The sequence below is a fragment of the Mycobacterium sp. E1715 genome, assembly GCF_001667625.1.
Taxonomy (GTDB): Bacteria; Actinomycetota; Actinomycetes; order Mycobacteriales; family Mycobacteriaceae; genus Mycobacterium.
Genome location: NZ_LZJJ01000322.1, coordinates 1 through 16909 on the forward strand (window position 1 = coordinate 1; position 16909 = coordinate 16909).

Below are 16909 nucleotides of genomic sequence, written 5' to 3' on the forward strand. Positions count from 1 at the left end.
GCGGACGGGACTCGGTCATGGCGTCCATGGTGCTCGACGGCAATCGCGACACATAAACGTCTGCGACGACACGCCGCAGCCGAACGCAATGGGTTATGTCTCGCGGACCCGCGACCACTCGCCCTACCGTGAGACCGCAACCACGCACACCCGTCGCGGCGTGCCGTGTGCGAGGTTTCAGTGTCGCGCGGGTGAACCAAAGCACTCGCCATATGGGGCCACCCCACACGTGTCCTATCGTGGCGGCATGGACTTCGCGATGTCGGACAAAGCCAACGACTACCACAAGCGCCTGTCCGACTTCATGACCGAGTACGTCTTCCCGGCCGAGGCCGACTACGACAAGTACCGGCACGAGGCCGGCCCGAACGATCACACCGTCCCGCCGATCATCGAGGAACTCAAGACCAAGGCCAAAGCGGCCGGGCTCTGGAACCTGTTCCTGCCCGCCGAGTCGGGCCTGACCAACCTCGAATACGCGCCGCTGGCCGAGCTCACCGGCTGGAGCCTGGAGATCGCGCCGGAGGCGCTCAACTGCGCGGCACCGGACACCGGCAACATGGAGACCCTGCACCTGTTCGCCACCGAGGAACAGCGCAAGCAGTGGCTTGAGCCGTTGCTGGCCGGCGAAATCCGCAGCGCCTTCTCGATGACCGAGCCCGCGGTCGCCAGCAGCGACGCCCGCAACATCGAGACTTCCATCCTCCGCGACGGCGGCGACTACGTGATCAACGGGCGCAAGTGGTGGACGTCCGGCGCGTCGGACCCGCGCTGCAAGATCCTGATCGTGATGGGGCGCACCAACCCCGAGGCGGCCAGCCATCAGCAACAGTCGATGGTGCTGGTGCCCATCGACACCCCCGGCGTGACCGTGGTCCGCTCGACCACCGTCTTCGGTTACCAGGACCAGCCCGGGCACTGCGAGATCATCTACGACAATGTCCGGGTGCCGGTCACCAACCTGCTCGGCGAGGAGGGCGGCGGCTTCGCGATCGCCCAGGCCCGGCTGGGACCGGGCCGCATCCACCACTGCATGCGCGCACTCGGTGGCGCCGAACGCGCGCTGGCCCTGATGGTGGACCGCGCCAGCAAGCGGGTGGCATTCGGCCGCCCGCTGGCCGAGCAGGGCGTGGTTCGGGAGGCAATCGCTAAGTCGCGCAACGAGATCGACCAGGCCCGCCTGCTGTGCCATAAGGCGGCGTGGACCATCGACCAGCACGGCAACAAGGCCGCCCACACGCTCGTCTCGCAGATCAAGGCGGTGGCGCCGCAGGTGGCCTGCGACGTGATCGACCGCGCGATCCAGGTGCACGGCGCCGCCGGGGTCAGCGAGGACACGGTGCTGGCCCGGTCGTACGGCTGGCACCGGGCCATGCGCCTCTTCGACGGCCCCGACGAGGTGCACATGCGGACCATCGCACGCGCCGAACTCGGCCGGGAGAAATCTCCGCTCGCCGCGGCGGTCACCTCGCATGACTGACACGCTGCGAGAGCTGTCCGGCGCGTGGAACTTTCGCGACGTCGCCGACAGCGCCGGCGGGTTGAAACCCGGACGGCTGTTCCGTTCCGGTGAGCTCAGCCGCCTCGATGACGAGGGACGGGACACGCTGCGCCAGTTAGGGATTACCGACGTCGCCGATCTGCGTGCCGCGCGCGAGGTCGCCCGGCGCGGCCCGGGACTGGTTCCCGACGGCGTCGAAATCCATCTGCTGCCCTTCCCCGATCTCGGCGACGAGGAGCCAGACGACGATGACGCGCCGCACGAAACGGCGTTTCGACGGCTGTTCCAGGGCGATCCCGACCAGTCGGACGAAGAGGTCAACGAGGCCGCCGTCCGCCACATGACCGACGAGTACCGCCAATTTCCCACCCGCAACGGGGCGCAACGCGCTGTGCGGCATGTCTTTTCGTTGCTGGCGGCGGGGCGTCCAGTGCTCACCCACTGCTTCGCGGGTAAGGATCGCACCGGTTTTGTGATCGCCACCGTGTTGGAGACGATCGGCATCGACCACGACACCATCGTCGCCGATTACCTGCGCAGCAACGCCGCGGTGCCCCAACTGCGCGAACACATCTACGAGATGATTCAGCATCGCTCCGACGTCGAATTGACGCCGGAGGTGGTCACGTTCACCAAGGCGCGGCTGGCTGACGGTGTGCTTGGCGTGCGTCCGGAATACCTGGCTGCCGCGCGCGAGACGATAGACGCACGGTTCGGCTCGCTGAACGCCTACCTGCTCGATGCAGGCGTCACGCAGGCGGACATCGACCGCCTGCGTGACCAACTGCTGGTCTAACCCAGCTTGAAGTTCGCCTGCTTGGCCGCCGACAGGTCGTCGATCTCCGACCAGTGCGCGGCGACGTCCTCGACTGACGGCGGCTTGTCGAAGTTGGCGCCCTCGTTCTGGAACAGAGCCACCCGCTGCACCTTGCCTCCGCCGACGACGAAAACCGAAGCGGAGTTGGGGTTTTCCTCGGTGCACAGGTAGGCCACCACCGGCGCGACGTACTCGGGCGTCAGCTTCTCGAGCACCTCCTTGGGCAGGATGTCCTCGGTCATTCGGGTGGCCGCGATCGGCGCGACGGCGTTGGCGTGAATGTTGTACTTCGCGCCCTCCTGGGCCAGCGTGTTGATCATGCCGACCAGGCCGAGCTTGGCCGCGCCGTAGTTGGTCTGACCGAAGTTGCCGAACAGGCCGCTGGTGGAGGTGGCGACGACGACCCGGCCGTAGCTCTGCTCCCGGAAATGCGGCCACGCGGCGCGCAGCACGTTGTACCCGCCGTAGAGGTGGACCTTGAGCACGGCGTCCCAGTTGTCGTAGGTCATCTTGTGGAACGTGCCGTCGCGCAGGATGCCGGCGTTGCTCACCACACCGTGGATGGCGCCGAACTCGTCGAGCGCCGTCTTGATGATGTTGGCCGCGCCGTCGGGGTCCGCGACGCTGTCATAGTTGGCGGCCGCGCGCCCACCCGCGTCCCGGATCTCCTTGACCACCTCGTCGGCCATGTTGTGGCCGGCGCCCGTACCGTCGCGCGCACCGCCGAGGTCGTTCACGATGACGCTGGCGCCCTCCCGGGCAAGGGTCAGGGCGTATTCACGGCCCAATCCCCCACCGGCTCCGGTGACGACGATGACGCGATCCTGCACTCCGGGCATCAGGTTCCTCTCTACGATGAAAACGAGCGTCTAGCAAGCGATTTGGAGCAGTGTCAGAACATCCTGCGGGCCATCTTCATGGCACGCTCGGTGTACGGCGGGTAGATGAAGCTCGACAGGTCGGGCCGGGTCGGCTTGGTCAGCACCGACTTGCGGTGACTGAACTCCTCGAAACCGTACCGGCCGTGATAGGCGCCCATACCCGACGCCCCGACCCCACCGAACGGCAACTTGGCCGTCGACACCTGGAAGGCCAGGTGGTTGACCAGCATGCCGCCGGCCGGCACTTCCTTGATTACCCGCTCGCGGGTCTCCCGGGTCTTGGTGAACAGGTAGGCGGACAGCGGCTTTGGCCGCGCGTTGATGAAACGTATTGCCTCGTCGAGGGATTGGACGGTCACCACCGGCAGCACCGGCCCGAAGATCTCGTTCTGCATCAGCGGGCCGTTCGGGTCGGGGTCGACCACCACGGCGGGCTGGATGCGCAGACTCGAGGCATCACAGGCCCCGCCGACCGCGACCTTGCCGTCCCCGCTGGCGAGGTAGCCGCTGATCCGGTCGAATTGACGTTGATTGACGATCCGCATCCCGTTGGGTTTGTCCGCCGTGAACTTCGCGATGGCGGCACCGATCTTGCTCACCAGCTCGTCGCTGATCTTGGCGTCCGCCAACACATAGTCGGGCGCGACGCAGGTCTGGCCCGCGTTCAGCAGCTTCATCCACGCGATCCGCTTGGCGGCGACATCGACGTCGGCGTCGGCCGCCACGATCACCGGGCTCTTGCCGCCGAGTTCGAGCGTGCACGGGGTCAGGTGGGGTGCGGCCCCCTCGTACACCTTGCGGCCGATCTCGGTGCCGCCGGTGAACAGCAGTCGGTCGAGGCCCTGCGCGATCAGCTCCTGGCTGACCGACCCGTCGCCCTCGACCACGGCGATCGCATCGTTGTCGAGGTACCTGGGCACCAGTTCGGCCATCAGGTGCGCGGACGCCTCGGCGATCTCCGAGGGCTTGAGGATGACGGCGTTGCCGGCGGCGATCGCGCCGACGGCGGGCCCCAGGGTCAGGTAGAACGGGTAATTCCACGCGCCGATGATCAGCACGGTGCCGTAGGGTTCGTATTCGATCCAGCCACGGCCGGGCAGCTGCGGCATCTCGAGCAGCTGGTAGCGGCGCCGCGTCCACCTGCGCACTCGCTTGGCCGCAAACTTCGCCTCGCCGGCGGTGGTCGCGATGTCGGCGATGAACGCCTCGAACGGGCTGCGGTCCAGGTCCTTGGCGAGAGCGTCCGCGATGGCCGCCTCGTTCTCTTCCATCAGCTTCGCCAGCTGCAGCAGCTGCCGCTTGCGCCACTCGATGTCGCGGGTGCGCCCCGTCGCGAACGTCTTGCGGAGCCGTGCCACCGTTGCGGGAACGTCTACCTGCTGAGCGGTCGGCGCGCCGTTGGTGGCGGATGTCTTGGGTGTAACCGATTCGGTGGTCATCGTCGTCCTTCCCCTGCTTCGGTCATCCCGGGCGCGCCCGCTGCTCGTCGCACAAGCGCTCATGGGTGATAACCGCGATCCTAACCATCCGGTTGGGAGAGCAGTTAGAAAGGATCTGGCTGCGGCCGGTCAGGGTTTGGTGGCGGTCACATAGGTGATCACAAACGGCCGGCCATCGGGCTGCGGCGGCCGTCCCAGCCGGAGCGCCTCTTCGTGCCCGTCGACCACCCCGGTGATCCAGCCGTGCGCGGTGAACCAGTCCGCACAGTCGGGCCTCTCCCCGTCCTCGAACCACAAGTCGAAAGGATTGAAAGAGGTGTCTTGGCCGCGCGCTTCGCGCTTGGCGCGCAATTCGGCAAACCTCGCCTCCGCTTCCCGGCGCCTCTCCGGGTCGATGCCGAAGTCTTCGACCGAGACCTGGCTGCCCGATGCGCTCAGCCCGTCGATAGCGACGAACAGGGCTTCCTGCGCCGCCACCGGCAGGAACGGCAGCAGCCCTTCGGCCAGCCACGCGGTCGGCTGACCCGCGTCAAAACCCTTGTCTCGCAATGCTCGTGGCCAGTCGTGGCGCAAGTCGACGGGGACGGGCCGCCGGTCGGCGAGCGGCGTCGCACCGTACTTGGCGAGCGTCTCGGTCTTGTATTCCAGCACCTTGGGCAGATCGATCTCGTAGACGACGGTGCCGGCCGGCCAATCCAACCGGTAGGCGCGCGAATCGAGACCGGCGGCGAGGAGCACCACCTGCCGAATGCCGGCCTGTGCGGCGGCGGCGAAATACGCATCGAAGAAGCGGGTCCGCACCGCCTGCGAGTCGATCATGTTCTGAGACCGGACCGAGAAGTCTTCGTCTTCCGGGTCGTCCGGGTCCCCGGCCCACCACGCGGCCACCTGCTCGCGAACTCCCGCCAGCTCGGGCGTGGAGACCAGCGGCTCGGCGAACTGGTCACGGATGAGCGGCTCGTCGCTGGCGGTCTCTGCGGCACGGGCCAGGGCGACCATCACCGCGGTCGCGCCGACGCTGGTGGCGATGTCCCAGGAGTCGTCCAGCGAGCGCGGCATTAAAGCCGCTCGGCGACGACGAAGTCGGAGAAGGCGTCCTTGTCGTTGTCCACCTCCGCGCTTTGCACCCTGCGGTTCAGGCGGTGCATCTCGTCGATCGAATTCTGCGCGGTGGCGCGCCAGCCGTGCTCGTTGAGCCACTCGGTGAGGTCCGCACGGTGCTCGTCGCGGTACATCAGCTCGCCGACGTCGACGGTCTCCTCCAGGCCCAACTCGTCGGCGACCTTCCTGAACCTTTCCCGCATCTGCTGGCGTCGCTCCTCGGCGTGCATGGGTGCCGTCTCGGCCGAGACGCGGCTGCCGGCCGGGCTCAGCTCGCCGATTTGGGTGAACAGCTTGTCCTGGGCCTCGGCGGGCAGATACATCAGCAGTCCCTCGGCGAGCCAGGCCGTCGGCCGGGTCGGGTCGAAGCCGGCGGCACGCAGCGCGGCGGGCCAGTCCTCCCGCAGGTCGATGGCAACCTCGCGGCGATCGGCGGACGGGGTGGCGCCGCTTTCGGCCAGCGTGGCCGATTTGTACGCCAGCACCTGCGGCTGGTCGATCTCGTAGACGACGGTGCCGGCCGGCCAATCCAGCCGGTAGGCCCGGGAGTCCAGCCCCGACGCGAGGATCACCACCTGCCGGATTCCGGCGGCCACGGCGTCGGCGAAGTAAGAGTCGAAGAAGTGGGTCCGCACCGCCTGGTAACCGCGCATGTGCCGGATGCGGGCGGCGGATTCTTCGTCGATGGCCTCGATCTTGGCAACGACCTCCGGGTCCAGCATCGCCTCCCACAAGACCGCGGCACCGGCGTTGTTGACCAGCAGCCGGGCATAGGGGTCGCGGATCAGCGGATCGGGCTGCTCGGTTTCGATGGCGCGCGCGGCGGCCACCATGACCGCCGTGCTGCCGACGCTGGTTTTGATGTCCCAGGTGTCGTCGTGGGTGCGCAGTGAACTCATCGGGTTGCTCCTCGGGTCCTTGGCGTAGGTCAGGCGGTCGGGTCGCCGAGACGGGCCCGCAGCAGGATGCTGCGCACCGCGTCGTCGACCAGGTCTTCGGGTACCGGGCGGCCCAGCCGGGCCATCTCCTCGCGGTTGTCCACGGCCCGCACCTGCCAGCCGTGGTCGGTCAGCCACTGGGCCGCGTCCGAACGGTCCGGCTCGTCATAGGTCAGCGCCTGGACGTTGACGTCCAGGCCCAGCCGTTCGCGCATCCGCAGCCAGCGCCGCGAGTTGCTCCGCTTGTTCATGCCGAACGCCTCGATGGCGACCTGGCTTCCCGGGGCGCTCAGGGCGGTGAACATTTCGAAGAGGCGGTCTTGCGCGTCGCTCGGCAGGTACGGGAGCAAGCCCTCGGCCAGCCAGGCCGTCGGTTGGGTGCGGTCGAACCCCGCCGCGGCCAATGCCGCCGGCCAATCGTCACGCAGGTCGACGGGGACCGGGCGGCGGCTGGCGGTGGGGGTGGCGCCGTGGCGCTGCAGCACTCCGGTTTTGTAATCGAGCACCTTGGGCTGGTCGATCTCGTAAACCGCGGTGCCGTGCGGCCAGTCGAGGCGGTACGCCCGCGAGTCCAGTCCCGCGGCCAGGATGACCACTTGCCGGATTCCGGCCATCGCGGCGTCGGCGAAGTACTCGTCGAAGAAGTGCGTCCGCACGGCCTGGTAGTCGATGCCGATCCGGTGCGCGCGCCGGCCGGGCTCGTCGCCGTCGAGCCAGGCCAGCTCGGGGTCGGCGAGCCGTTCCCAGGCCGGGCCGGCCGACGACACGAGGATGCGCGCGAACTCGTCGCGGATGAGCGGATCGTTCCCCGCGGTTTCCGCCGCGCGCGCCGCCGCGACGCCCAGCGCGGTGGCACCGACGAGTTCGGTGATGGCCCAGCTGTCGCCGGCGGATCTCAGGGAAGGCGGTAACGACTCGTCCAGATCAGTCATGACCTGACGATCTTACCGGGATAAGTTAGTTAGCCTATACGCTTTGTGCGCAACTTCACTGCCGGCGCGGGTCTAGGCGTTGGACCGCCGGAACGCTCCCTCGAGCAGCCGCCGAATCATTCCGGTGATGGACAGCAGGGCTTCGGGACCTTGAACGAAGCCCGCGTACAAACCCACCCCGCACATCAGCACGAGCAGTGCCTCGATCAACGCCGGCACGTCGACGTCGGCGGGGACCTCGCCGCGCTCCAATCCGTCGTTGACGACGCGAACGAGGAATTCGCGGCAGATCCGCACGGAGTCGTTTTCGGCTGTTTTCCATTCCGGGTGCCGCTGCGACTCGAGCACCCCGGAGATAATCAACGCCGACCCGGCGGGATTCTCGGAATTGGCGCGGGCCGCCGCGGATATGAATGCGGTCAGTTGCCCCACCAGTGTGGTCTCCCGCTCGGCCTGTCTGATCCCGCTTCCGATGATGGCTTCGTTGGTTTGCTCCAACAACTCCCGATACAGGACGCGCTTGCTGGAGAAGTAGTGGTTGATCGCCGGCCGGGTAAGGTCGGCGCGGGCCGCGATGGCCTGGAACGTCGCCCCGTCGTATCCCCGCTCGCTGAACACAAGGCGGGCCGCCTGCATGATCCGCTGTCGCGTCTCATCGGCCTTTGCGGCTGGGGGGCGTCCAGGCCTGCGGCTCACCCCTGAAGACATCGTTAAAGTGTGCCATTGCCATGGTGTGGCATTAGCGCGTTTGGCGGAATGCTGCCGAACTTTCCAGCCTGGTAGTCCTGCACCGCCTCGACCAATTCCGCCCTCGAGTTCATCACGAATGGCCCGTAGTGGAATACCGGTTCGCGAATGGGTTGGCCGCCCAGCAGCAGCACATCCATGGCGCTAGTGCGCGACGATTCCTGCGCCTGGTCGGCGCCCACGGTGATCCGATCCCCGGGGCCGAGCACGGCCAGTTGGCCCTGCCGAATCGGATGAGCGACCGGACCGACGTATCCGCTGCCGGACAGCACGTAGACGAGGGCGTTGAAGTCGCGCCGCCACGGCAGGTTCAGCCGAGCGCCGTTTTCGATTGTCGTGTGCGCGAGCGTGATCGGCGTGTGGGTGATCCCGGGCCCCCGATGACCGTCGACCTCGCCCGCGATGATGCGCACCAGCGCCCCGCCGTCGTCGGAGGCGATCAGCTTCGCGTCGCCCCCTTCGATGGCCTGATAGCGCGGGGGCGCGAACTTGTCCCGCTTCGGCAGGTTCACCCACAGCTGGATGCCGTGGAACAGGCCGCCGCTGTCGACCAGTTCCGCGGGCGGCGTCTCGATGTGCAGGATCCCCGAACCGGCGGTCATCCACTGCGTGGCACCGTCGGTGATCAGGCCGCCGCCCCCGTGGGAGTCCTGGTGGGCGAACTTGCCGTCGATCATGTAGGTGACCGTCTCGAACCCGCGGTGTGGGTGCCAGTCGGTGCCCCTCGGCTCACCGGGTTGGTACTCGACCTCACCCATCTGGTCCATGTGCACGAAGGGGTCCAGCGCGGCGGCGCTGACCCCCGCGAAGGCCCGGACGACGGGGAAGCCCTCCCCCTCGTAGCCGCGCGGGCCGGTGGTGATCGATCGGACCGGCCGCTCGGTCTCGGCCGGGACGGCGGCGCCGATCCGTGGCAATGTCAGCGTGTTGGCGGTGATGGCGGGCATGTGACCTCCGTAAATGTGAACGTTTGGTATAACCGGACTGCAGTCCAGTTATTCCCCGGCTCCTGCCTGCTCGGGCGATGGTTGAGTAGGGCAATATTTGCTCTGGGAAAGGGTCGGCGGTCCCGCACAATCGTTTGGACGGTCGACGAGCAAAGCGGGGCCGTCGGGGGAAGGATGCGCTGATGGGGCAAAAACCGACGGCCGCCGCTCCCATCCGGACCACCCGGCCCGTCTCCCGCGCCGTGGGTCAATTCGCCGGCTGGCTGCGCGCGAACCGGCTCGGGCTCTTCTGCGTGGCAATCATGGTCGGCCTTGGCGCCGGGATTGGCGCGGTGGCGTTCCGCTACCTGATCTTCGGCTTTACCTGGCTGGCGACGGGGCACGACGAGTTCGGCCAGGACGGTTGGGTGGGCAGCGACCATCTGCCCTGGCTGGGGATCGGCTTCTTCGTGGTCATCCCCGTCGTCGGCGGATTGCTATACGGACCGCTGATCTCGCGGTTCGCCCGAGAGGCTCGCGGCCACGGAGTCCCGGAAGTCATGATCGCGGTGGCCGAGAACGGCGGCCGCATCCGCCCCCAGGTGACCGTGGTGAAAGCGCTGGCCTCCGCGCTGTGCATCGGCACCGGGGGCTCCGTTGGCCGGGAGGGGCCGATCGTGCAGATCGGCGCGGCGCTCGCGTCCGGCTTCGGTCAGTGGGTGCGAATGCCGGAGAACCGGCTGCGCGTGCTGGTGGCCTGTGGCGCCGCGGGCGGCATCTCCGCCACCTTCAACGCCCCCATCACCGGGGTGTTCTTCGCCGTGGAGCTGATCCTCCGGGAACTGTCCGTCGAAGCAATCTTCACGATCATGCTCTCGTCGATGGTTGCCGACGTGGTCGCCCGCGTGTTCTTCGGCTCCGCGCCGTTCCTCACCGAGCTGCCCGCCGGGATCGAATTGGACCACATCGCCAATTACCTGTTGGTGGCGCTCCTAGCGGCGATCGCCGGGCTCATCGGGATCCTCTTCAAGAACGTTCTCTACAAGACCGAGGATCTGTGCGACCGGGTCTGGGGCAGCCGCCCGGATTGGGCGCGGCCAGCGGTCGGCGGAATCGTGCTCGGCCTGCTATTGCTAGCTGTCCCACAGCTCTATGGGGTGGGCTATCCGGTGATGTATGCCGCCTTCGCCGGGCACTATGCGCTATGGCTGTTGCTGGTCCTGGCCGCCGGCAAGATGCTGGCCTGCAGTCTGACCATCGGGATCGGCGGATCCGGCGGGGTGTTCGCTCCTTCTCTCTTTGTGGGGGCCACCTCCGGCATGGCTTTTGGGTTGTTCGTTCAGCACACCATCGGCACCGCCGTCGGGCATCCGGCCCTGTACGCGATCGTGGGCATGGGGGCCGTGTTCGCGTCCGCAGCCAGAGCCCCGCTCACCGCACTGGCCAGCACGGTCGAGATGACCGGAGATTTCACCCTGACCCTCCCGGTCATGCTGGCCGTGGCCGTCGGGACCACAGTGTCCCGCGGGGTCTCCTACGGCACCATCTACACCACCAAGCTGCTGCGCCGTGGCATTGACATCGATCGGCCCAAACCCACCCACGCCTTCGCCGACCTCACCGCAGCCGACGCGATGCACAGGTTCGCCGTCCCCCTGGATTTGACCCGTCCGACCGGCACCGTCGGTGGCGACCTCACCGCCTTGCTCGGCCCCCTCACCCGGATACGCGAACCGCAGGCGCTGTTCGCCAACGACAGCCTTGCCCAGGCGTTGCGCCAGCTCGTCCTATTCGGGCGTGACGGGCTGCCGGTCATCGACACCGAGGCCCGATCTGTCCAGGGCTGGCTGACAAATCAGAACGTGTTACGCGCGGTCGCCGCGTCCTTCACCGACATGGCGGCGGACACGCAACCGGCAACGCCTGACCACGACCCGCACAGCGAGCTCGACGGGTACTGCATCATCGAACACACCCTGGCCGAAGATTCGATGGCCGTCGGCCGGCTCCTGGGCGACCTCGAATTCCCGAACGACCACCTGCCCGTGTCGGTGCTGCACAACCGACGGCTCATCGACGCCGACGCCAGGTTACGGCTTTCGGTGGGCGACCGGATCAACATCCTGGCGCCCAAAAACGGTGCCGCGCAGGAGAATGCGTTACCCGACTAGGAGCTGCGAGCGGTGCTCGCCGCGTCCTTCTCGGTGGTCGACCCCTCGTGCGTCAACGTCCCGCCCGCGCTCTCCAGGTGCGCCCGCACGAACCACTGGAACTTCTCCAGGTTCCCGGCCTGATCGATCAGCAGGTCCTGCGTGACCGGGTCGAGCTCCTCGGTCTCCTCGATGTACTTGCGGATGTCCTCGATGACGCCGGTGTAGACGAGGTCGAGCGCCGCGAGGTGGGCCTGGACGGTGTCGCGGCCGACCGAATAGTCGTCCCAGGTGCGGTCTTTGATGATGGCCCCCGGTGTGCCCTGCGGTGACCCGCCCAGGGCGGCGATCCGCTCGGCGACGTCGTCGGCGAAACCGCGGACCGCATCCACCTGCGGGTCGATCATCTCGTGCACACCAATGAAGTTGGGCCCCACCACATTCCAGTGCACGTGCTTGAGGGTGAGGTGGAGGTCGTTGTAGGTGCTCAGTTGTTTCTGCAGCAGTTCGGTCAGCCGGGCTCCCTGCTTGTCGGTGAGTCCCGGGATGGTGAACTGTGTCATCGATTTCCTCCGTTTCGCACACGGTCACGTCTTCGGGGTTGGTTACCCGATGGCCGTTGCTGAAAACCCGGGGCCGGCGAGGCGATGACCACGTTTAGAGGTTGCTGATGTGCTGCACCGGCAGCCGGGCGCCCCGCCGCGGCTCATATGCCAGACCGCTGGCCTCGAGCAACCGGACCACCCGGTGGCGGTGCGGTCGCATGGGTTCGAGCAGTTCGACCATGCCGGCGTCGTCGACCGGGCGCCCGATCAACGTCCAGCCGATCATTTTCGGGATGTGATAGTCGCCCACCGACAGCGCGTCGGCGTCACCGAACGCCCGTTGCGCCGTCTCGGCGGCGGTCCATTCGCCCACGCCCGGCAACGACATCAGCGCCGCACGGGCCTGCGCCGCCGGACGGGATGCCAGTCGTTCCAGGCTGCTGGCCCGCTGCGCGCACGTCACCACCGTCCGCGCACGTCCGGGGTCGACATTGGCGCGGTGGAACTCCCACGACGGGATGTAGCGCCACGACTCGGCCGACGGCGGCACCCGCATCCTGGCCGGCGCCGGTCCCGGGGCGGGCGACCCGTACTTGGACACCAGCAGGCGCCACGATCGAAACGCGTCGGCGCCCGGCACCCGCTGCTCGATGATCGCGGGAATCAGCGCCTCGAGCACCAACCCGGTGCGACCCAGGCGAAGGTGGGGCACCCGGCGCTGCGCGGCGGCGACGGTCGGGTGGTGGGGCACGAAATCCGAGGCGTCGTCCTCGAGGCCGAGCAGCGCGGGCAGCCCCTCCACGAACTCCGGCGCCCCGCTTCCCCACGCGACGCAGTGCGCGGCGTTGGCGGCGGCCCGGCTGATCCGGGCGGTGACGGGTCCGGTGGGCAGCAGGCTGGTTCGCCAGATCGCGCCGTCGCCGGACGCCTGGAAACAGGGGTCCCCGGCCCCCCGCCGAAGCGGCGCCAACGTATGCCCGAAGCTGACCGCCCCCGGGAAAGTGACCGTGCGCGCGCTCTCCACCAACCAAATCTCCGATTGACCGTTAACGATGTGCCAAGTCAATATTGCGATGTGATGACGCCGTTCGATGACCCGCAGGGCGAACTGGCTTGGATGTTTCTACAGAGTGCGAGCGACGGCGGCGATCTCGACGAGGGCTTCACGCTGCTCAGCGACGACTTCACCTACTGGACTCTGCTCACGCGCTCCGAGTGTGACAAAGAAACGTTCCGGCGGGCGATCGAGCGCCGCAAACAGCAACTCGAGTTGACCATCGACCTGGTGCGCTGTGTCAACGAGGGAGAGACCGTGGTCGTCGAGGCGCAGGCCACCGGCACCACCACCGCCGGCGTCGAGTACGACAGCCCGTTCGTCTGCATCTTCGACACCCGCGACGGACTGATCGTCTCGATGCGCCTGTACAGCGACACCCGGGCGCACGAGGCCGCGCTTCCCGGGTGGACGTACTAGGAAGCCGACACGCTGATTTCGGCCTTGTTCGGGTAGAAGGCCACGTGGCCGGCGATCGCCGCGACCGCGGGATAGGGCTGCTCGTACGTCCAGATGACGTCCTCGACGATGTCGCCGTGCGAACCCGTCACGCTGTAATAGCTGGCCTCGCCCTTGAACGGGCAGTACGTGCTGGTGTCCGTGCGGGTCAGCCGGTCCTGCACCACGTCACTCATCGGAATGTACTGCACCGCAGGCAAACTGGCTTCCCGTAATTCCAGGGCGGCCGTCGTGTCGGCTACCAGCTCGCCGTTGACGCGAACCTGTACCCGCCCCTTCGTCGGCTCGATGGTGATCGGGTGGCCAGCGCTTGGCTCTTTGATTTCGGGGTGGCTCATGGTTTCCTCCTAGACGCCGATGGACGTTGCAACGCCATCCGGGTCTCGGGGCTTCCCGATCAGGGCGGCCCGAACGCGTAGCGGTGGTATTGCGCCATGTTGGCGACGGCCTCAACCAGCGACATGACCTTTCCCAGCGCCCGTGTGGAGCGCGGGAGTTGCGCGAATGTGTACGACTCGAACCACCGCTCCCAGGCCAGGAGCCGTACACCCGGCACCGCGTCGACGATGTCGTCAGGCCCGTTGATCGCCCACGACAGCGTGGATCCCGAACGGCGCACGACGGTGTTGAGCCACTGCGACTTGATCCCGAGCGAGTTGAAGGCGTCGAACTGCAGCTCACCCGAGCCGAAGTGATCGACCACGCGGCGCAGCAGTGCGGTGCCGTCCTGCTCGGTGAGGTACATGGTCAGCCCCTCGCCGATCATCAGCGCGGGACGGTCCGCGGGAATGTCCCGGAGCCAGGCCGGGTCGGTGACGGAGGCGGCGATGACCCGATAGTGGTCGCGCGCGGGGTAGAGCTGCGCGCGCAGCGCGGCGACTTCGGGGTAGTCGACGTCGTACCACTCGACGCCCGGGCCCGGCTGCACCCGCAGACACCGGCTGTCCAGTCCGCAGCCCAAGTGCAGCACGACGGCTCGTGGGTGCGCCGCAAGAAATTGGCGGACCCAGGCATCGAAGTGCGCGGACCGGGTGGTGACCGACGGTGCCCTGCGCGCCGTGATGGTGGTCTTTTTCCAGTCGTAGTCGATGCGTCGGACGATCTCCTTGGCATACTCGTCGCCGAGGATCGGTGTCTCGAAGTCGGCGTCCAGCGCCTTGGCGTACAACGTCGCCAGCATCGTCTGGGGCGCCCCGCTGAGGTCAACGCTCACCCTTTCGGCAGTCACGCCGCCCGAGGCTAGCCGCGCCGCGACCGCGCCAGCCGTGTTGAACGCGCGGCGGCGCGGCGTTCAGCCCGGAGTCGCGCTCTTGCCGCTGGCGACCTTCAGCTCCGACCAGAACCGCGCCGCCTCACGGATCGATTCCTCGACCGGCCGCGGCTGCCAGCCCAATTCCCGCTTCGCCTTGCTGCTGTCCACGTCGGCTTCGGCGCGCATCATCCGCACCGAGGCCAGGCTGAGCTCGGCGTCCTTCCCGGTGAGTCGGGCCTTGAGCGTGCCGGCCGCCGCCAGGGCGTAGAGCATCGGGACGGAAATCGAGCGTTGCGGCGGTGGAACGCCGGCCTCGTCGGCCGCGATGCGGACGACGTCGTTCAAAGCGATCATCCGCTCAGAGACGAGGTATCGCTCGCCGATGCGCCCGCGCTCGGCCGCCAGGATCATGGCCCGCGCCGCGTCGTCGACGCCGACGACTTCCAGCGCAATGCCGTTCATCAGGAACGGCAGCTTGCCGAAGACCGCGCCGGCGATGAAGGCGCCGTGCGGAGTGCCGCCCCAGTCCCCGCTGCCGTAGGTCGTCGACACGCACATCGCGATGGCGGGCAGGCCGGCCTCGGCCACGTACCGCAGCACCAGATTCTCGGCTTCCAAACGCGATTGGACGTACGGAGTCAGGCGGCGGGACCGGATCACGTCGTCCTCGGTCGCCACGTGGCCATGCCGCCGGCCCACCGTCGTATAGGTGCTCGTGAAGATGAACCTGCGCAGGTCCGGTTGGTTGACGGCGACGTCGAGAACGTTGCGCAGGCCTTCGACATTGGTGCGGAACAGCGGCGTCGGGTCGCGCAGCCATGCGCGGGTGTCGACGACGCAGTAATAGACGTCGTCCACACCGTCCATCGCCTCCCGCAGCGTGGCGTCGTCGAACACGTCCCCGTGGAAGCGGGTCAGCTCGAGGTCGTCGATCGAGCGGGTGTTGGCGTTCGGGCGCACCATCGCCCGCACCGGGAACCCGTCGGCCACGAGCTGGCGGGTGACATGCGAACCCAGGAAGCCGTTGGCGCCGATGACGAGCTTGGGCTTGGTGCTCACTGGGCTCCTCCGTTCTCGTGCATCCACCGCGCCGCGTCCTCGTCGAGCGTGCCCAGCGCCTGGGCCTTACGGCACCACTTCATCCCGGCCCGCAGGAAGCGCAGCGGGTTGTAGATGTCTTCCTGGCGGCGCCACAACCCGTCCCCCGCGTACGTGACGATCGAGATGTTGGTCGCGCTGATGACGCTCCCATCCCCCGGGTCGCGCATCGGGTTGTCCAGTTCGCAGATGATCCGCCCGGTGGGCTCGTCGATGACGGACCACAACGACGGGAACGCCACCATGTGGCTGCCGGGATACGTGGTCATCGTCCGCTTGATCCACTGGCGGACCTCGTCGCGTCCGTGCATCGTGCCGGCCGCGTGCTCGACGTACTCGACGTCGGGGGTGTACTGCTCGACCCAGGCGTCCCAGTCGTGGGTTTCGGCGGCCCGGGCCACCGTCTGCTCGAACTTCTCGAAGGCGGCGGCCAGTTCGCCGCGGGAAAACGTAGGAGTCGTCATGCTGCGGCACTTCCCGAAATCGTCGCGACGTTGCGGCTCATCGGCGGAGTGTAGCCTGGGCGGCATCGTGGCCGGTTAGGAGGACGAGCAATGGCAACCGAAAAAGCGGTACTCGCCGGCGGCTGTTTCTGGGGGATGCAGGAACTCATCCGCAAACAGCCGGGCGTGGTTTCGACGCGGGTCGGATACACCGGCGGCGACGTCCCCAATGCGACCTACCGCAACCACGGCACGCACGCCGAGGCCATCGAGATCGTCTACGACCCGGCGGTCACCGACTACCGCACCATGCTCGAGTTCTTCTTCCAGATCCACGATCCGACGACGAAGAACCGCCAGGGCAACGACCGTGGACTCAGTTATCGGTCCGCCATCTTCTACCTCGACGAGGAGCAGAAGCGCATCGCGCTGGACACCATCGCCGACGTCGACGCGTCGGGGTTGTGGCCCGGCAAGGTCGTGACCGAAGTCAGCCCGGCCGGCGATTTCTGGGAGGCCGAGCCCGAGCACCAGGACTACCTGCAGCACTACCCGAACGGGTACACCTGCCACTACATCCGCCCGGGCTGGAAACTGCCGCGCCGGGCCACGGCCGACCAGTAGGC

Annotated in this window: 18 protein-coding genes; 5 read left to right on the forward strand and 13 right to left on the reverse strand. The window is 67.6% G+C overall.

From position 1 onward, the window contains the following. The first annotated feature begins 259 nt into the window (after positions 1-259). Entirely contained in the window at positions 260-1480 is a 1221-nt protein-coding gene (locus A9X03_RS16270; protein WP_067887290.1) for an acyl-CoA dehydrogenase family protein, read from the forward strand. Beyond that, entirely contained in the window at positions 1473-2297 is an 825-nt protein-coding gene (locus A9X03_RS16275) for a tyrosine-protein phosphatase (protein WP_067755257.1), read from the forward strand. Before A9X03_RS16270 ends, A9X03_RS16275 begins: the two co-directional genes overlap by 8 nt. Here the strand turns inward: A9X03_RS16275 and A9X03_RS16280 are convergent. The 7 genes from A9X03_RS16280 to A9X03_RS16310 form a co-directional block, all read right to left on the reverse strand. Beyond that, positions 2294-3157: an SDR family oxidoreductase gene (locus A9X03_RS16280; protein WP_067755260.1), complete on the reverse strand. Its 864-nt coding sequence runs from the start codon at positions 3155-3157 to the stop codon at positions 2294-2296. The genes A9X03_RS16275 and A9X03_RS16280 overlap by 4 nt on opposite strands. Before the next feature lie 53 nt (positions 3158-3210). Beyond that, positions 3211-4638 (reverse strand): aldehyde dehydrogenase family protein, encoded by a 1428-nt coding sequence (locus A9X03_RS16285; RefSeq protein ID WP_067755262.1) that lies wholly within the window; start codon positions 4636-4638, stop codon positions 3211-3213. Between the two features lie 129 nt (positions 4639-4767). Next, positions 4768-5697, reverse strand: coding sequence for an SAM-dependent methyltransferase (locus tag A9X03_RS16290; RefSeq protein WP_068261916.1), 930 nt, complete (start codon positions 5695-5697; stop codon positions 4768-4770). Continuing rightward, entirely contained in the window at positions 5697-6638 is a 942-nt protein-coding gene (locus A9X03_RS16295; RefSeq protein WP_067755268.1) for a class I SAM-dependent methyltransferase, read from the reverse strand. Before A9X03_RS16295 ends, A9X03_RS16290 begins: the two co-directional genes overlap by 1 nt. A gap of 29 nt (positions 6639-6667) precedes the next feature. Further along, positions 6668-7609 carry a class I SAM-dependent methyltransferase gene (locus A9X03_RS16300; RefSeq protein ID WP_068261919.1) on the reverse strand — a complete coding sequence of 314 codons (942 nt, stop codon included), beginning with the start codon at positions 7607-7609 and terminating at the stop codon, positions 6668-6670. Positions 7610-7681: 72 nt separating this feature from the next. After that, positions 7682-8317 carry a TetR/AcrR family transcriptional regulator gene (locus tag A9X03_RS16305; protein WP_067755274.1) on the reverse strand — a complete coding sequence of 212 codons (636 nt, stop codon included), beginning with the start codon at positions 8315-8317 and terminating at the stop codon, positions 7682-7684. A gap of 2 nt (positions 8318-8319) precedes the next feature. Next, the gene (locus tag A9X03_RS16310) at positions 8320-9303 is read right to left on the reverse strand and encodes a pirin family protein (RefSeq protein ID WP_068261922.1); all 984 of its coding nucleotides are present in this window, start codon (positions 9301-9303) and stop codon (positions 8320-8322) included. A gap of 182 nt (positions 9304-9485) precedes the next feature. On the opposite strand from A9X03_RS16310, the gene A9X03_RS16315 reads away from it, so the two are divergent. Beyond that, positions 9486-11453 carry a chloride channel protein gene (locus A9X03_RS16315; RefSeq protein WP_068261925.1) on the forward strand — a complete coding sequence of 656 codons (1968 nt, stop codon included), beginning with the start codon at positions 9486-9488 and terminating at the stop codon, positions 11451-11453. On the opposite strand, the gene dps is transcribed toward A9X03_RS16315, so the two are convergent. After that, positions 11450-11995, reverse strand: a complete 546-nt coding sequence (gene dps, locus A9X03_RS16320) for a DNA starvation/stationary phase protection protein Dps (RefSeq protein ID WP_068017559.1) — start codon at positions 11993-11995, stop codon at positions 11450-11452. The two genes, A9X03_RS16315 and dps, sit on opposite strands and share 4 nt — an antisense overlap. 94 nt (positions 11996-12089) lie before the next feature. Beyond that, positions 12090-13004 carry a DNA-3-methyladenine glycosylase gene (locus tag A9X03_RS16325; RefSeq protein WP_197498984.1) on the reverse strand — a complete coding sequence of 305 codons (915 nt, stop codon included), beginning with the start codon at positions 13002-13004 and terminating at the stop codon, positions 12090-12092. Positions 13005-13052: 48 nt separating this feature from the next. Between A9X03_RS16325 and A9X03_RS16330 the strand changes: the two genes are divergently transcribed. After that, on the forward strand, positions 13053-13451 hold the full coding sequence (locus A9X03_RS16330) for a nuclear transport factor 2 family protein (RefSeq protein WP_067755290.1): 399 nt from the start codon (positions 13053-13055) through the stop codon (positions 13449-13451). Here the strand turns inward: A9X03_RS16330 and A9X03_RS16335 are convergent. The 4 genes from A9X03_RS16335 to A9X03_RS16350 all read right to left on the reverse strand — a co-directional run bounded on the left by A9X03_RS16335 (position 13448) and on the right by A9X03_RS16350 (position 16304). Further along, positions 13448-13828, reverse strand: a complete 381-nt coding sequence (locus A9X03_RS16335) for a DUF427 domain-containing protein (RefSeq protein ID WP_067755293.1) — start codon at positions 13826-13828, stop codon at positions 13448-13450. The two genes, A9X03_RS16330 and A9X03_RS16335, sit on opposite strands and share 4 nt — an antisense overlap. A gap of 59 nt (positions 13829-13887) precedes the next feature. Next, the gene (locus tag A9X03_RS16340; protein WP_067755296.1) at positions 13888-14703 is read right to left on the reverse strand and encodes a class I SAM-dependent methyltransferase; all 816 of its coding nucleotides are present in this window, start codon (positions 14701-14703) and stop codon (positions 13888-13890) included. A gap of 78 nt (positions 14704-14781) precedes the next feature. Next, entirely contained in the window at positions 14782-15801 is a 1020-nt protein-coding gene (locus tag A9X03_RS16345; protein ID WP_068017568.1) for an NAD-dependent epimerase/dehydratase family protein, read from the reverse strand. After that, on the reverse strand, positions 15798-16304 hold the full coding sequence (locus A9X03_RS16350; protein ID WP_067755302.1) for a nuclear transport factor 2 family protein: 507 nt from the start codon (positions 16302-16304) through the stop codon (positions 15798-15800). The genes A9X03_RS16345 and A9X03_RS16350 overlap by 4 nt, the downstream gene beginning before the upstream one ends. Before the next feature lie 90 nt (positions 16305-16394). Here A9X03_RS16350 and msrA point away from each other — a divergent pair, with 90 nt between their 5' ends. Next, positions 16395-16907, forward strand: coding sequence for a peptide-methionine (S)-S-oxide reductase MsrA (gene msrA, locus A9X03_RS16355; protein ID WP_067755305.1), 513 nt, complete (start codon positions 16395-16397; stop codon positions 16905-16907). Positions 16908-16909 lie beyond the last annotated feature (2 nt).

Bases quoted from the DNA above. Each gene is read 5' to 3' on its own strand.
- A9X03_RS16270 (WP_067887290.1), top strand. From the start codon at position 260: ATGTCGGACAAAGCCAACGACTACCACAAGCGCCTGTCCGACTTCATG.
- A9X03_RS16275 (WP_067755257.1), top strand. From the start codon at position 1,473: ATGACTGACACGCTGCGAGAGCTGTCCGGCGCGTGGAACTTTCGCGAC.
- A9X03_RS16280 (WP_067755260.1), bottom strand. From the start codon at position 3,157: ATGCCCGGAGTGCAGGATCGCGTCATCGTCGTCACCGGAGCCGGTGGG.
- A9X03_RS16285 (WP_067755262.1), bottom strand. From the start codon at position 4,638: ATGACCACCGAATCGGTTACACCCAAGACATCCGCCACCAACGGCGCG.
- A9X03_RS16290 (WP_068261916.1), bottom strand. From the start codon at position 5,697: ATGCCGCGCTCGCTGGACGACTCCTGGGACATCGCCACCAGCGTCGGC.
- A9X03_RS16295 (WP_067755268.1), bottom strand. From the start codon at position 6,638: ATGAGTTCACTGCGCACCCACGACGACACCTGGGACATCAAAACCAGC.
- A9X03_RS16300 (WP_068261919.1), bottom strand. From the start codon at position 7,609: ATGACTGATCTGGACGAGTCGTTACCGCCTTCCCTGAGATCCGCCGGC.
- A9X03_RS16305 (WP_067755274.1), bottom strand. From the start codon at position 8,317: ATGTCTTCAGGGGTGAGCCGCAGGCCTGGACGCCCCCCAGCCGCAAAG.
- A9X03_RS16310 (WP_068261922.1), bottom strand. From the start codon at position 9,303: ATGCCCGCCATCACCGCCAACACGCTGACATTGCCACGGATCGGCGCC.
- A9X03_RS16315 (WP_068261925.1), top strand. From the start codon at position 9,486: ATGGGGCAAAAACCGACGGCCGCCGCTCCCATCCGGACCACCCGGCCC.
- dps (WP_068017559.1), bottom strand. From the start codon at position 11,995: ATGACACAGTTCACCATCCCGGGACTCACCGACAAGCAGGGAGCCCGG.
- A9X03_RS16335 (WP_067755293.1), bottom strand. From the start codon at position 13,828: ATGAGCCACCCCGAAATCAAAGAGCCAAGCGCTGGCCACCCGATCACC.
- A9X03_RS16350 (WP_067755302.1), bottom strand. From the start codon at position 16,304: ATGACGACTCCTACGTTTTCCCGCGGCGAACTGGCCGCCGCCTTCGAG.
- msrA (WP_067755305.1), top strand. From the start codon at position 16,395: ATGGCAACCGAAAAAGCGGTACTCGCCGGCGGCTGTTTCTGGGGGATG.